Source organism: Pseudomonas sp. GW821-FHT07F01 (genome assembly GCF_059418825.1).
Map to the genome: position 1 here is coordinate 212708 of NZ_JBWKQO010000008.1, position 14780 is coordinate 227487.

Below are 14780 nucleotides of genomic sequence, written 5' to 3' on the forward strand. Positions count from 1 at the left end.
CGTCTAGCTAATTGAGATGCATTCGCATAAACAAAAATAGCCAGCGCAGGAACAAGGGACATGAGGGTAGGCAGTCGCACTGGAATTCACGCAGCAAGTCGTTTGGCCCTGGCCATTCACTTGGGCGTCGCAGGGCTGTTGGCAGGAGGCGGTTTGCTGCACGCGGCAGAGCCTGTGGGTGCAGCCCCACAGAGCGCCCAGCAGCAACGCGAGATGGATTTCGATATCCCCGCCCAGGCCCTCGGCAGTGCGGTGCTGGTGTTTGCCGAGCAGGCCGGAGTGCAGGTGCTGTTCGACAGCCTGCGCCTGCATGGCTTGCACAGCTCGCCGCTCAAGGGCCGCTACAGCGCCGAGGAGGGCCTGGCGCGGTTGCTGGGCAATGCGCCGGTGCAGTACCGCTTCACCGGCGAGCGCCAAGTGACTCTGAACCGTGTGGAAACCGGTCGTGACGGCGCCCTGGCCCTGGCGCCCACCACCATCTCCGGCAACCTCGAAGGCCGCCAGAGCGACTGGGTGTATAACACGCCACGTTCGGTGAGCGTGGTCGGCCGCGAGCAGCTCGATCGCAACCCGCCCCGGCACGCGGCCGACATGCTGGAGGAAACCTCCGGTGTGTATTCGGCAGTCAGCCAGCAGGACCCGGGCCTGTCCGTGAATATCCGCGGCCTCCAGGACTATGGCCGGGTCAACATGTCGGTGGACGGCATGCGCCAGAACTACCAGCAGAGCGGCCACCAGCAGCGCAACGGCACCCTCTACGTCGACCCCGAGCTGCTCTCCGAGGTGGTGGTGGAGAAGGGCGCCACTTCGACCATGGGCGGCGCCGGGGTGATTGGCGGGGTCGCCAATTTTCGCACCGTCGAAGCCCGTGACCTGCTCAAGCCCGGCCAGGAAATCGGTGGCCGGATCCGCGTGACCAGCGGCCTGGGTGGCCGCAGCAACGGCACCCATTTCATCGGCAGCACCGCCTTCGCCATCGGCACCGAGGTCTGGGACATGCTGCTGGCCGCCAGTGAACGGCACCTGGGGGACTACAACCCGGGGACCAGGGGCGGCATTGGCGAGCTGCGTACCGGCAGTTGGATGGACCCGTCGATCAATGACCGGGTGAAGAACTCCAAGGTGGCCTATTCCGCTTCCGTGATGCGTTCGCGCCTGGCCAAGCTGGGGCTCAACCTGCCCCAGGACCAGCGCCTGCAACTGAGCTACCTGACCACCCAGGTGTCCTACGACGACGCCAACATGATGAACGTCGAGAACAAGCAACAGCTCTGGGAAAAGCTCGGCAGCAGCGATGTGCGCTCGCAGAACTTCGGCCTCGACTACAGCTACACGCCGGACAACCCGCTGATCGACTTCAAGGCCAAGCTCTACTACGTCGACAACAGCAACGACCAGAGCACCCTGACCCGGCGCAGCAGCCCCGGCTACTCGATCACCTACCAGACCGACACCTATGGCGCTCAGGCGCAGAACACCTCGACCTTCGCGCTCGGCGAGCTGGCCACGCTGAAGGCCAACTACGGCCTGGAATTCTTCTATGACAAGGTCCGCCCCGACTCCAGCCAGCCGGTGCCCAAAGGATCGGCGGTCAGCGCTTCGCCCGCGGCCAGCATGACCCCCGAGGGCGATCGTGCCCTGGGCAGCCTGTTCACCCGCCTGGATTTCGACTACGACGGCTGGCTGAACCTCAACGCCGGTTTGCGCTACGACCGCTACCGCCTGCGGGGCGAGACCGGAATCAACACCCGCACCTTCGTGATCGGCAAGACGCCCCAGCAGATTTCGGTGCCGGTGGCCTATGACATCGACAACGAGGAAGGGCGCTTCTCGCCGACCTTCGGCCTGTCGGTCAAGCCGGGCGTCGAATGGCTGCAGTTGTTCGCCAGCTATGGCAAGGGCTGGCGGCCACCGGCGGTGACCGAAACCATGATCACCGGCCGGCCCCACGGCGGCGGCTCGGAGAGCACCTTCCCCAACCCCTTCCTCAAGCCGGAGCGTTCCAGCACCTGGGAAGCGGGGGTCAACGTCTTCAAGGAAAACCTCTGGTTCAACGATGACCGCCTGGGGATCAAGGTGGCGTACTTCGATACCCGGGTCGATGACTTCATCTACATGGCCATGGGTGTGCAGCCCCCTGGCTACGGCTCGCCCGGCATCGGCAACAGTGCCTATGTCAACGACCTCAGCAGCACCCGCTTCAAGGGCGTGGAGTACCAGCTGGACTATGACGCCGGCCGCGCCTACGGCCAGCTGAACTACACCCGCATGATCGGCGACAACGATTTCTGCACGAAAATCGCCTGGCTGGGGGGCGTGACCCAGCCGGTGAAGAATGGCAGCGGGCGTGGCGCGATCGTCACCGGCATGCGTCCCGATGATGCGGCCAACAACGCCAGCCGCTGCAATGCGGCGATCCTCGGTTCGGCCGAACACATGCCCATGGACCGCGGCACCCTGACCCTGGGCGCACGCTTTTTCGACCGCAAGCTGGATATCGGCGCCCGGGCCCGCTACAGCGCCGGCTATTCGATCGCCGGCTCCGCCACCGGCACCGTGAGCCAGACCGGCGTCTACCCGGCCGACTGGAAGCCCTACACCGTCTACGACCTGTATGGCAGCTACCGGGCCACTGAAGAACTGACCCTGCGCCTGGCCATGGAAAACGTCACCGACCGCGCCTACCTGGTGCCCCTCGGCGATGTGCTGGCCTTCACCCTCGGCCGTGGCCGGACCTTGCAGGGCACCGTGGAGTATCAGTTCTGACCGCTTTTGCCCATTGATGGGCAAAACCGCAGCAGGCAGTGGCGTGCTGCGGACATGACCCCCCTAATGTATTGGAGTTTTGCATGAGCATTTCGATCTCTTACAGCGCTACCTACGGCGGTAATACTGTTGCGCAATACCTGACTGACTGGTCGGCCTACTTCGGCGACGTCAACCACCGCCCAGGCGAAGTGGTCGACGGCACCAACACCGGTGGCTTCAACCCGGGCCCGTTCGACGGCACCCAGTACGCCATCAAGAGCACCGCCAGTGATGCGGCCTTCGTCGCCGACGGCAACCTGCACTACACCCTGTTCAGCAACCCAAGCCACACCCTCTGGGGCTCGGTGGACACTATCTCCCTGGGCGACACCCTCGCCGGTGGTTCGGGCAGCAACTACAACTTGGTCAGCCAGGAAGTCAGCTTCACCAACCTGGGCCTCAACAGCCTGAAGGAAGAAGGCCGTGCAGGCGAAGTGCACAAGGTGGTCTACGGCCTGATGAGTGGCGACAGCTCGGCGCTGGCCGGCGAGATCGATGCCCTGCTCAAGGCGATCGACCCAAGCCTGTCGGTGAACTCCACCTTCGACGACCTGGCCGCTGCTGGCGTTGCTCACGTCAACCCGGCTGCTGCAGCCGCTGCCGATGTTGGCCTGGTGGGTGTGCAGGACGTGGCCCAGGACTGGGCGCTGGCCGCCTGAGTGCAGGCCTGAGGCATAAAAAAGCGAATGCAGGATCGCTCCTCCATTCGCTGGCTTGACTCACCTCCGTCGCCCGAGTTTTCGAAGGCCAGGGCGGCGGCGGTGGCAAATTCTGGGGAGCGCCGTGGTGCCTGTCAACGCACCGGGCGCGCCTCTTGTCGTTCCGCTCTGCCCGAGCGGAAGGCCCTGTAACCCTAAACTCTCCACAGGACACCTTGATGAGCAGGCCGAATCCACTTGCCGCTTCCGAGACGCTGGCGGCCTTGACGGCCTACAAGGGCGGCTTTTTCAACATCGGCCTGTTCTCGGCAGTGATCAACCTGCTGATGCTGGCCCCGGCCCTTTACATGCTGCAGGTCTACGACCGGGTGCTGGCCTCGGGCAATCAGATGACCCTGCTGATGCTGACGCTGATGATCCTCGGCCTGTTCGGCCTGATGGGGGCGCTGGAGTGGGTGCGTAGCCAGGTGGTGATCCACCTCGGTACCCAGATGGACATGCGCCTGAACCAGCGGGTGTATGACGCCGCTTTCGAAGCCCAGCTCAAGGGCAGCCCCCAGGCCGCCGGCCAGGCTTTGAACGACCTGACCGCGCTGCGCCAGTTCGCCACCGGCAATGCCTTGTTCGCGTTCTTCGATGCGCCCTGGTTTCCGGTCTACCTGCTGGTGATCTTTCTCTTTCACCCCTGGCTCGGCCTGCTGGCCCTAGCCGGCGCGGTGCTGCTGGTGGTGCTGGCCTGGATCAACCAGCATATCTGCCAGGCACCCCTGGCCCAGGCCAGCCAGTTGTCGATCATCACCAGCCAGCAGGCCACCGCCAACCTGCGCAATGCCGACGCGATCGAAGCCATGGGCATGCTCGGCGCCCTGCGCGAGCGCTGGTTCATCGGCCACCAGGGCTTTCTGGCCCAGCAGAACCTGGCCAGCGAAAAGACCGCCACCATCAGCGCCTGGTCCAAGGGCGTGCGCATGGCCCTGCAGTCCCTGGTGCTGGGCCTGGGCGCCTGGCTGGCGGTGCAGGGCCAGATTACCCCGGGGATGATGATCGCCGGCTCGATCCTAATGGGCCGCGTGCTCAGCCCCATCGACCAGTTGATCGCGGTATGGAAGCAATGGAGTTCGGCGCGCCTGGCCTACGAGCGTTTGTCCGAGTTGCTGCTGGCCAACCCGCCGCGCCCGGCACGCATGAGCCTGCCGACGCCCAAGGGCAAGTTGAGCGTCGAACAGTTGAGCGCCTGTGCCCCGGGCAGCCGTCGCCCGGCCTTGAGCAACCTTGGCTTCACCCTGGAGGCTGGCCAGGTGCTGGGGGTGATCGGCCCTTCCGGCTGTGGCAAGTCGACCCTGGCCCGGCTGCTGGTCGGTGCCTGGACGCCCCTGACGGGAAAGGTACGCCTGGATGGCGCAGACCTGGCTCAGTGGGACAGGCAGCAACTGGGGCCGCATATCGGTTACCTGCCCCAGGACATCCAGCTGTTCGCCGGCAGCATCGCCGAGAACATCGCGCGTTTTGCCCAGCTGGACTCGGATCAGGTCCTGCAGGCCGCACAAATGGCCGGGGTGCACGAACTGATCCTGCAATTGCCCCAGGGCTATGACACGCGCCTGGGCGAGGGCGGTGCCGGGTTGTCCGGCGGCCAGCGCCAGCGCATCGGCTTGGCCCGGGCGCTGTACGGCCTGCCGGCGCTGATCGTGCTCGACGAGCCCAATTCCAACCTCGATGAGGCCGGTGAGCAGGCGCTGCTGCAAGCCATCAGCCAGCTCAAGCAGCGGCAGCGAACCCTGGTGCTGATCACCCACAAGCCCAACGTGCTGACCCTGACCGACCAGTTGATGATCCTGCGCGACGGCCAGTTGCAGGCCTACGGTCCGACGGCGCGGGTGCTGGAGGCGAACCAGAAGGCCAAGGCCGCGCCGCCGCCGGCTGTACCGATGAGCAATCCGGCGAGCAGCCCGGTGACCAGCTTGAACATGAACTACCGCCTGGGCGTGGCCGGCGGCGAAGGGAAAAAGGCATGAAGGCGAGTTTATCCACAGGTCCTGCTGCGCCGGTCGCGGGGCCGGCCGCCAGCAATGTGTTGTCCCTGGACGACAGGAAGTATTCGCGGCTGGGCTGGCTCCTGGTGCTGGGGGGCTTTGCCGGGTTTATCGGCTGGGCCGCCTTGGCGCCGCTGGACAAGGGCGTGGCGGTGTCGGGCAAGGTCATGGTCTCGGGCCATCGCAAGACCGTGCAGCACCAGAGCGGCGGCATCGTCGAGCGGATCGAAGTCAAGGAAGGCGACCGGGTCAGCGCCGGGCAGGTGCTGCTTCGCCTCAACGAGACGCCGCTGCGCACCCAGATGCAGTCCCTGCGCAGCCAGTACCTGGGCTCGCTGGCCAGCGAAGCGCGGCTCAATGCCGAGCGCGACGGCGCCAGCGATATCGTCTTCGACCCGCAGCTCCAGGCCCTGGCCAGCGAGCCGGACGTGGCCGCCAGCCTGGCGCTGCAACGGCAGCTGTTCAGCAGCCGGCGCCAGGCCCTGAGCATGGAGCAGCAGGGGATTGCCGAGACCATCGCCGGCTCCGAGGCGCAGTTGCGTGGCACCCGGGATTCCCAGGCCAGCAAGCTGGCGCAGCGCCGCGCCTTGAATGAACAGTTGCAGGGCCTGCGGGAACTGGCCCGGGACGGCTATATCCCGCGCAACCGGCTGCTGGACAGCGAGCGCCTATACGCGCAGATCGATGGCTCGATCGCCGAGGACTTCGGCCGCATCGGCCAGTTGCAGCGGCAGATCCTCGAACTGCGCCTGCGCATCCGCCAGACCACCGAGGATTTCCAGAAAGACCTGCGCAGCCAGTTGGCCGATACCCGGGTGCGTACCGAGGACCTGCGCAATCGCCTGGCCTCCGCCCAGTTCGAACTGGCCAACAGCCAGGTGCGCGCCCCGGCCGCCGGGGTGGTGGTGGGGCTGGAGGTGTACACCGAGGGCGGGGTGATCAAGCCGGGCCAGCCGCTGATGGACATCGTGCCCCAGGACGAACCCCTGCTGGTGGAGGCCCGGGTGCCGGTGCAACTGGTGGACAAGGTGCACCCGGGGCTGCCCGTGGAACTGATGTTCTCGGCCTTCAACCAGAGCACCACGCCCAGGGTGCCGGGGGAGGTGACCCTGGTGTCCGCCGACCGGCAGGTGGACGAGCGCACCGAAGAGCCTTACTACACCCTGCGGGCTACGGTCAGCGCCCAGGGCATGCAGCAGTTGCAGGGCTTGCAGATCCGCCCGGGCATGCCGGTGGAAGCCTTCGTCCGTACCGGCGAACGCTCGATGCTCAACTACCTGTTCAAGCCCCTGCTGGATCGGACTCACATGGCGTTGGTGGAAGAATGATTCGAGCCTGGTGGTACCTGTCCCTGCTGTGCCTGTTGAGCAGCCCGTCGGTCCAGGCCCTGGGCTTGCTCGATGCCTATGACCTGGCCTTGCGCAATGACCCGACCTTCCAGGCAGCGATCAAGGAACGCGATGCCGGGGAAGAGAACCGGGCCATCGGCCGTGCCGGGCTGCTGCCGAACCTGTCCTGGAGCTACAACAATTCGCGCAACCAGTCCGAAGTGACCCAGGAGACCGTTCGCGGTGATGTCACCAATGACCGGGACTACCGCAGCTACGCCTCGACCCTGACCCTGCAGCAGCCGCTGCTGGACTACGAAGCCTATGCACGCTACCGCCAGGGCTCGGCCCAGGCGCTGTTTTCCGATGAGCGCTTTCGTGGCAAGAGCCAGGAACTGGCGGTACGCCTGCTCAGTGCCTACAGCCAGGCGCTGCTGGCCCAGGAGCGTATCGAACTGAGCCGGGCGCAGAAGCGTGCCTACGCCGAACGCTTGCAGCTCAACGAACGCCTGCTCAAGGGCGGCGAGGGCACCCGCACCGATGTGCTGGAGACCCAGGCCCGGCTGAGCCTGGCCCTGGCGCAGGAGATCGAGGCCCAGGACCAGCAGGATGCCGCTCTGCGCGAGCTGCAAGCCATAGTCGGCGAACCGTTGCAGATCGACGAACTGGATCCGCTGACCCGGCAGTTCCAGATCCAGCCGCTGCTGCCCAACCGCTTCGACAGCTGGCGTGACCTGGCCATGGCCAACAACCCGGACCTGGCGTCCCAGCAGCAGGCGCTGCGAGTGGCGGAGTACGAAGTGGAGCGCAAGCGCGCCGGGCACCTGCCCAAGGTGAGTTTGTATGCCAGCAGCCGTCAGACCAGTTCCGATTCGGAAAGCTCCTACAACCAGAAGTACGACACCAATACCGTGGGCATCCAGGTCAGCCTGCCGCTGTTTGCCGGTGGTTCGGTATCGGCCTCGACCCGCCAGGCGGCCAGCCAGCTGTCCCAGGCCCAGTTCGAACTGGATGCCAAGACCGCCACCACCCTCAACGAACTGCGCAAGCAGTTCAACCTCAACACCAGCGCCGCGGCCAAGGTCCGGGCCTATGAAATGGCCGTCAGCTCCGCCGAGGCCCTGGTGACCGCGACCCAGAAGAGCGTGCACGGCGGCGAGCGGGTCAACCTGGATGTACTGGACGCCGAGCAACAACTGTTCACCGCCCGCCGCGACCTGGCGGATGCCCGTCATGCCTACCTCTTGGCGCGGATCCAGCTCAAGTACTACGCCGGTCTGCTCAACGAACAGGACCTGCAGCAACTGGCCGGTTACTTCCGCCCCACGGGCTGACACCACTGCGCCCGCACCTACCCCTGTAGGAGCTGGCTTGCCAGCGAAGGCGTCGGCCGGATTGGCACAAGGCTCAGGGGCCTCTTCGCCGGCAAGCCGGCTCCTACGGAGGGGGGCGTTACGTCTGGTTTGGCCTTGTAGGAGCTGGCTTGCCAGCGAAGGCGTCGGCCGGGTTGGCACAAGGCTCAGGGGCCTCTTCGCCGGCAGCCGGCTCCTACGGAGGGGGAGGGCTGCGGAATGACAACGGCCGTCTCGAGGACGGCCGTTGGGGAGCGGGGCCAATCAGCGGCGGGTCAGCAGGACCCCGGATTCCATGTGGTGGGTCCAGGGGAACTGGTCGAACAGTGCGCAGCGGGTGATGCGGTGGGTGTCGTGCAACTGGGCGATGTTGGCCGCCAGGGTCTCCGGGTTGCAGGAGATGTACAGGATGTTGTCGAAGCGCCGGGTCAGTTCGCAGGTGTCCGGGTCCATGCCGGCCCGGGGCGGGTCGACGAACACGCTGCCGAATTCGTAGCTCTTGAGGTCCACGCCCTGCAGGCGGCGGAACGGCCGAACTTCGTTCAGGGCTTCGGTCAGCTCTTCGGCCGACAAACGCACCAGGGTGACGTTATCCACAGCGTTTTCGCTGAGGTTGCTCAAGGCGGCATTCACCGAGGTCTTGCTGATCTCGGTGGCCAGCACCTTGCGCACCCGGGTGGCCAGGGGCAGGGTGAAGTTGCCGTTGCCGCAATACAGCTCCAGCAGGTCGTCCTGGCGCTCGCCCAGGGCTTCATAGGCCCAGTTGAGCATCTTCTGGTTCACCGTGCCGTTGGGCTGGGTGAAGGCGCCTTCGGGCTGGCGGTAGCTGAAGGTACGCCCGCCGACTTCGAGCTTTTCCACCACGTAGTCCTGGCCGATAACCTCGCGCTTGCCCTTGGAACGGCCGATCACGCTGACCTTGAGGTCGGCGGCCAACTGGCTCGCGGCCTTGTGCCAGTGCTCGTCCAGCGGGCGGTGGTAGCACAGGGTGATCATCGCGTCGCCGGCCAGGGTGGTGAGGAACTCCACCTGGAACAGCTTGTGGCTCAGGGGCGCGCTGGCTTGCCAGGCGGCCTTGAGCCGGGGCATCAACTGGTTGATGCGCTGGCTGGCGATGGGGAACTCCTCGATGAGGATCGGCGTGCGCTTGTCGTCCTGGGAGAACATCGCGTAATGACGTTCACCAGCTTCGCGCCACAGGCGGAATTCGGCCCGCAGGCGGAAGTGCTGCAGGGGCGAGTCGAAGACCTGAGGCTCGGGCGCATCGAAGGGGGCCAGCAGGTCGCGCAAGCGCGCGACCTTGTCATTCAACTGGGTGGTGTAGCTTGCGGCGTCAAAAGTCATGCGGGGTAACCGAGCTTGATCACGAACAGGATCGACAGGATCACCAGGGGCGCGTTCAGCTCACGGGCACGGCCCGACAGCAGTTTGATCACGGTCCAGGCGATGAAGCCGAAGGCGATGCCGTTGGCGATGGAATAGGTGAACGGCATGGCCAGGGCGGTGACGACCACGGGAGCGGCGACGGTGATGTCTTCCCAGTCGATTTCTGCCAGGCCCGAGGTCATCAGCACGGCGACGAACAGCAGGGCCGGTGCGGTGGCGAAGGCGGGTACGCTGGCTGCCAGTGGCGAAAAGAACAGCGCCAGCAGGAACATGATCGCGACCACGATGGCGGTCAGGCCGGTGCGGCCGCCGGCGCTCACGCCCGCCGCGGATTCGATGTAGCTGGTGGTGGTCGAGGTGCCCAGCAGGGAACCGGCCATGGCGGCGGTGCTGTCGGCGATCAGCGCCCGGCCCATTTTCGGCATGTGGCCGTCCTTGCCCATCAGGCCGGCGCGCTTGGCGACGCCGATCAGGGTGCCGGAGTTGTCGAACAGATCGACGAACAGGAAGGCGAAGATCACGCTGATCAGGCCGATATCCAGGGCGCCCTTGATGTCCAGTTGCAGGAAGGTCGGGGCCAGGGACGGTGGCATCGAGGTCACGCCGCCGAACGGGGTGACGCCCATGAGAATGGAGACGACGGTCACCGCGAGGATGCCGATCAGCACCGCGCCGCGCACTTTCAGGGCTTCCAGGGCCACGATCAGGGCAAAACCCAGGGCTGCGAGGATGGGGGCCGGTTTGCTCAGGTCGCCGAGGCCGACCAGGGTCGACTCGTTGCCCACGACGATCTGGGCGTTATGCAGGGCGATCAGCGCCAGGAACAGGCCGATACCGGCGGCAATGGCCGAGCGCAGGGGCAGGGGGATGCTGTTGATGATCCATTCGCGGATGCGGAAGATCGACAGTAGGAAGAACAGCACCGCCGAGATGAATACCGCACCCAGGGCTACCTGCCAGGTGTGGCCCATGTGCAGGACCACGGTGTAGGTGAAGAAGGCGTTCAGGCCCATGCCCGGTGCCAGGGCGATCGGGTAGTTGGCGATCAGGCCCATGACGGTGGAGCCGATGGCCGCCGCCAGGCAGGTGGCAACGAAGATCGCGCCCTTGTCCATGCCCGTCTCGCCGAGAATGCTCGGGTTGACGAAAAGGATGTAGGCCATGGCCAGGAAGGTGGTCACGCCCGCAAGAATCTCGGTGCGCACGTTGGTGTTGTGTGCCTTGAGTTGAAACAGCCTTTCCAGCATGTCTGCTCCCCGTGGCGCCGCCGGGCGCCGTGAATGTATCGACTCCAACAGCAAAGCACAGACTTTATAAGGTGCCTGCGGATTTGCTCTGGGTCGGAAAAAGCCGCGCATCATACCAGCAGCGTGGGCCAATGGCTGCGATCGTCGGCGATGTTTTGCCGCGCTGGCAAGTAGCGCATACTGCGCCCTGGTTTTAGGGGGGATTTATGCGCAGCACAGTGAAAATGATAGCCCTGGCATTGCTCGGCGCGACAGCCTGCTGGCTGGCGGCCCCGGCCATGGCGCGCTCGGCCCCGCCGCTGAGCCGGGTGGAGATTCTCAAGGTGCTGTCACCTTCCTGCGGCCTGGAGGATGTCTCCGACGGCCGTGAACGGACCCAGTGCGATCACAACGGCCCGAACATCAAGGTCTACGTGCTGGAGATCGGCTACGGCCGCGAGCCCCATGTGACCCTGGACGGCTTCGAGGTCGATGGCACCCGTTCGCCGGTGTGCGAGGACGGCTCCAGCTATGTGCCCTGCGGCAACTCGGGGACTACCGTCGGCTATGTCTATGTCTTCGACCTGGCGGGCAAGCAGGAGGGCACCTTCAGCTTTCGCAACACCTCGCTCAACGCCCCGGGCAACAGCCTGGGCGCGCAGATCTACATCAAGTGACGGCGCCCTGAACGGCAGCCGGCAAAGCTGACTAAGCTTTAAAGACCTCCACGCGGAGTCATCCCCATGACCTTCAGAGCCCTGGTCACCCTTGCCGAAGGCATCGACGACCTGCAAAGCGTGACCCTGATCGACGTATTGCGCCGTGCCGAAGTCGAAGTGCTGGCCGCCAGCGTCGAAGGCCGGCGCATGCTCACCTGCGCCCGGGGCACCCGTTTGACCGCCGACGCCATGCTGGTGGACGTGCTGGCCCAGCGCTTCGACCTGATCGTATTGCCCGGCGGCGCGGTGGGCGCCCAGCACCTGGCGGCCCATCAACCGCTGCAGCAACTGCTCAAGGATCAGGCCGCAGCGGGACGCCTGTTCGCCGGCATCGCCGAAGCCCCCGCCCTGGCCTTGCAATCCTTCGGCGTGCTGCGCCAAAGGCGCATGACCTGCCTGCCCAGCGCCAGCCATCATCTGCTGGGCTGCACCTTTGTCGACCAGCCGGTGGTGGTGGACGGTAACTGCATCACCGCCCAGGGCTCCGCCGCGGCCCTGGCGTTTGCCCTGGCCCTGGTGGAAGCGCTGTGCGGTCGCGGCAAGCGCGCCAAGGTGGCTGGAGAGCTGCTGGTTTAGGGCTCAGCCAACATGGGCCACGATGGGCTCGATCAGCGGTTGCAGTTCCTGCTCGGTGTGCCAGATGTCGTAATCGGCCTGTACCGCCAGCCAGACCTTGGCCTTGCCGATTCCGGCGCGTTCCAGCTTGACCGCCAGTTCCGCACGGATCGGCGCATGGCCGTTCAACACCTTGGACAGGTGCGGGCGGGCGTAGCCGATATGCCGAGCCAGCTCCGTCACGCTGATGCCCAGTTCGGGCAAGATATCCAGGCGCAGGGTGTCACCGGGGTGGGGCGGGTTGTGGATGGGCATGATCCTGCCTCCTGTTCAGTGGTAGTCCAGATAATCCACCAGCTCGATATCCGAACCTACGAAACGAAAGATCACTCGCCAGTTGCCGGACACTACCAGGGACCAGTAGCCAAGCAGGTCGCCCCTGAGCGGGTGCAGCCGCCAGCCCGGCAGATTGAGGTCTGCCGGTTCGCTGGCGTGATCCATGAACGACAGTTGGCGGGCCAACCGGCGTGCATGCTCGGCCCGTATTCCACGAGTCGATCCGGTTTCATAGAAGGCGCGCAGGCCCTTGTGCTGAAAGGACTTGATCATGGGGTGCGAGTGTAAGGCGATACCTTACACTCTTCGTAACGGTTTTGTATTGCAGAGAATGATCAATAACCTGTTACGAGGCCCCCCACGGGGCGTTTCTCTGTCGCAGCTCGGTTCGGCAAGGAGTCGGGCACGGGGCTTGTGAACGGGTAACAAAGGCTAACCAGCCGCTTCTTGCACCGCCCGTCCCATCACCCCTATAGTTCGCGCCGTCGCTGCCAATTCAGCGGCCGGGTTTGGTCACCCGAAATTAGAAGGCGCACGCGCCACCCTGGTTTGCAGGCACTTTTTCGTGTCCGCACGCTTAATGGTGGGCTGTGCGCGGGACACCTTCGGGTGTGCCGGGTGCCTTCTTCCCGGTTGACCAACCTGTGCACAGTCCGCCACCCATCGTTTGGTCACGATTGGGGCGGTCATTCATAAAGAAGGATCTAATGATGAATACCCCGGAAACTGCTGCTCACTATGTGCCGCTTAAATCCAACATAAGCCGGCCAGGTGTGTTTTTTATCAACGCCAATGCCTCCCCTGAGGCGCTGCACGAAGCCGCCGAGCAACGCATGCGCACGGCTGCCAACCTGCTGGAAACCCTCTGCTGCCTGAATTTCAGCCACGGCGATGTGAAGGACATCCCGCACATCATCGACGTGCTCTATGTACTGACCCAGGATGGTTGCGACCTGCTGGAGGCGGCGAAATGGCGAGCCGCTGCTGAAGCTCAGCCCAGCCACTGAGGCTTGAACCTGGCCGCGCCAGCCCGGCGCGGCTTCAGGCCTTGGGTTGCTCGACCCGTTCGATCATCCGATCGCGCTGGGCCAGGGTCGGGAACAGCTTGATCCAGACGCCGGTCACCAGCAGCGTGCCGACCCCGCCCAGCACCACCGCCGGCACCGTGCCGAACCAGTGGGCGGTCAGCCCGGATTCGAACTCCCCCAACTGATTCGAAGCGCCGATGAACAGGCCGTTCACCGCGCTGACCCGGCCGCGCATTTCGTCCGGGGTTTCCAGTTGCACGAAGGAGGCGCGGATCACCATGCTGATCATGTCCGCCGCTCCCAGCACCACCAGCACCGCCAGGGAAAACCAGAACGAGGTCGAGAGGCCGAAGGCGATGGTGGCCACGCCGAATACCCCGACCGCGGTGAACATCACCTGCCCGACCTTGCGCTCGACGCTAAAACGCGCCAGCCACAGGGACATCAGCAAGGCCCCCACCGCTGGCGCCGAACGCAGCAGCCCCAGGCCCCAGGGGCCGGTGAGCAGGATGTCCTTGGCGAACACCGGCAGCAGCGCGGTGGCGCCACCCAGCAATACCGCGAACAGGTCCAGGGAGATGGCGCCGAGGATGTCCGGGCGGCTACGGATGAAGCGGATGCCCGCCAGCAGCGAATCGAGGGTGGCCTTGCCCTTGTTCAACGGGGTCTGCCGGGCCGGCAGGTTGAGCATCAGCAGGCAGGCGATCAGGTACAGGACCACGGTGGGGCCGTAGACCCAGACGCTGCCGAAGGCGTACAGCAACCCGCCCAAGGCCGGGGCGACGATGGTCGCCGACTGCTGCGCCGATTGCGCGGCGGCCACCGCCCGGGGAAACAGCGCCGCGGGCACGATGCTCGGCAGCAGGGCCTGGGTGGTGGGCATTTCGAAGGAGCGGGCGCCGCCGAGCAGGAAGGCCAGGATGAAGATCATTTCCCGGGTGACGCTGTCGGTCAGGCTGCCGACGGCCAGGGCCAGGGCGATCAGGGCTTGCAGCGACTGGCAGATGGCCGCCACCCGACGCCGGTCGTAGCGGTCGGCCACATGCCCGGTGTGCAGCATGAACAGCACCCGCGGGGCGAATTCCACCAGCCCCACCAGGCCCAGGTCCAGCACATTGCCGGTCAGTTGGTAGAGGTTCCAGCCAATGGCCACGGTGAGCATCTGGAAGCCGCTGGCGGTAAAGATCCGCGCCAGCCAGAACGCGATGAACGGACGATGGTGACGGAGCAGCAGAGGGTCTTGGCTGGGCATCGGGCGGTAGATCTGAGCGGGGAGTGCCACGAGATTATCACCAAGGTGTAACCAATAGTTGCGGCCCGGGGAAAAATCGTTAGCCGCGCATCTATCTT

General features: G+C 65.2%; 13 protein-coding genes. 8 read left to right on the top strand and 5 right to left on the bottom strand.

Annotated elements, in window-relative coordinates; translation table 11 throughout:
• Nucleotides 1–60: 60 nt before the first annotated feature.
• The 5 genes from AC07R1_RS27965 to AC07R1_RS27985 all read left to right on the top strand — a co-directional run bounded on the left by AC07R1_RS27965 (nucleotide 61) and on the right by AC07R1_RS27985 (nucleotide 8162).
• Nucleotides 61–2766 carry a TonB-dependent receptor gene (locus tag AC07R1_RS27965; protein ID WP_495111153.1) on the top strand — a complete coding sequence of 902 codons (2706 nt, stop codon included), beginning with the start codon at nucleotides 61–63 and terminating at the stop codon, nucleotides 2764–2766.
• 83 nt (nucleotides 2767–2849) lie between these two features.
• Complete coding sequence (locus AC07R1_RS27970; RefSeq protein WP_011063600.1) at nucleotides 2850–3467, top strand: heme acquisition protein HasA; 618 nt, start codon at nucleotides 2850–2852, stop codon at nucleotides 3465–3467.
• A gap of 218 nt (nucleotides 3468–3685) precedes the next feature.
• Nucleotides 3686–5482, top strand: coding sequence for a type I secretion system permease/ATPase (locus AC07R1_RS27975; protein WP_495111154.1), 1797 nt, complete (start codon nucleotides 3686–3688; stop codon nucleotides 5480–5482).
• The gene (locus tag AC07R1_RS27980) at nucleotides 5479–6828 is read left to right on the top strand and encodes an HlyD family type I secretion periplasmic adaptor subunit (protein ID WP_174395153.1); all 1350 of its coding nucleotides are present in this window, start codon (nucleotides 5479–5481) and stop codon (nucleotides 6826–6828) included. The genes AC07R1_RS27975 and AC07R1_RS27980 overlap by 4 nt, the downstream gene beginning before the upstream one ends.
• Nucleotides 6825–8162: a TolC family outer membrane protein gene (locus AC07R1_RS27985; protein WP_495111155.1), complete on the top strand. Its 1338-nt coding sequence runs from the start codon at nucleotides 6825–6827 to the stop codon at nucleotides 8160–8162. Before AC07R1_RS27980 ends, AC07R1_RS27985 begins: the two co-directional genes overlap by 4 nt.
• A gap of 282 nt (nucleotides 8163–8444) precedes the next feature.
• Here AC07R1_RS27985 and trmA read toward each other — a convergent pair whose 3' ends face one another.
• Nucleotides 8445–9524, bottom strand: a complete 1080-nt coding sequence (gene trmA / locus AC07R1_RS27990; protein ID WP_495111156.1) for a tRNA (uridine(54)-C5)-methyltransferase TrmA — start codon at nucleotides 9522–9524, stop codon at nucleotides 8445–8447.
• A complete protein-coding gene (locus tag AC07R1_RS27995; protein ID WP_015637118.1) occupies nucleotides 9521–10813 on the bottom strand; it encodes an NCS2 family permease in 1293 nt (430 codons plus the stop codon). The genes trmA and AC07R1_RS27995 overlap by 4 nt, the downstream gene beginning before the upstream one ends.
• Nucleotides 10814–11019: 206 nt before the next feature.
• Between AC07R1_RS27995 and AC07R1_RS28000 the strand changes: the two genes are divergently transcribed.
• Both AC07R1_RS28000 and AC07R1_RS28005 read left to right on the top strand, forming a co-directional pair.
• Nucleotides 11020–11469 carry a DUF4879 domain-containing protein gene (locus AC07R1_RS28000; RefSeq protein ID WP_495111157.1) on the top strand — a complete coding sequence of 150 codons (450 nt, stop codon included), beginning with the start codon at nucleotides 11020–11022 and terminating at the stop codon, nucleotides 11467–11469.
• Nucleotides 11470–11535: 66 nt separating this feature from the next.
• On the top strand, nucleotides 11536–12087 hold the full coding sequence (locus AC07R1_RS28005) for a DJ-1 family glyoxalase III (RefSeq protein WP_077934814.1): 552 nt from the start codon (nucleotides 11536–11538) through the stop codon (nucleotides 12085–12087).
• A gap of 3 nt (nucleotides 12088–12090) precedes the next feature.
• On the opposite strand, the gene AC07R1_RS28010 is transcribed toward AC07R1_RS28005, so the two are convergent.
• Both AC07R1_RS28010 and AC07R1_RS28015 read right to left on the bottom strand, forming a co-directional pair.
• Nucleotides 12091–12381 carry a HigA family addiction module antitoxin gene (locus tag AC07R1_RS28010; RefSeq protein ID WP_053154009.1) on the bottom strand — a complete coding sequence of 97 codons (291 nt, stop codon included), beginning with the start codon at nucleotides 12379–12381 and terminating at the stop codon, nucleotides 12091–12093.
• Between the two features lie 15 nt (nucleotides 12382–12396).
• The gene (locus AC07R1_RS28015) at nucleotides 12397–12675 is read right to left on the bottom strand and encodes a type II toxin-antitoxin system RelE/ParE family toxin (RefSeq protein WP_011063591.1); all 279 of its coding nucleotides are present in this window, start codon (nucleotides 12673–12675) and stop codon (nucleotides 12397–12399) included.
• A gap of 437 nt (nucleotides 12676–13112) precedes the next feature.
• On the opposite strand from AC07R1_RS28015, the gene AC07R1_RS28020 reads away from it, so the two are divergent.
• On the top strand, nucleotides 13113–13409 hold the full coding sequence (locus AC07R1_RS28020) for a hypothetical protein (RefSeq protein WP_019096028.1): 297 nt from the start codon (nucleotides 13113–13115) through the stop codon (nucleotides 13407–13409).
• 34 nt (nucleotides 13410–13443) lie between these two features.
• Here the strand turns inward: AC07R1_RS28020 and AC07R1_RS28025 are convergent, their stop codons facing one another.
• Nucleotides 13444–14682: an MFS transporter gene (locus AC07R1_RS28025; RefSeq protein ID WP_053154007.1), complete on the bottom strand. Its 1239-nt coding sequence runs from the start codon at nucleotides 14680–14682 to the stop codon at nucleotides 13444–13446.
• Nucleotides 14683–14780: the final 98 nt, after the last annotated feature.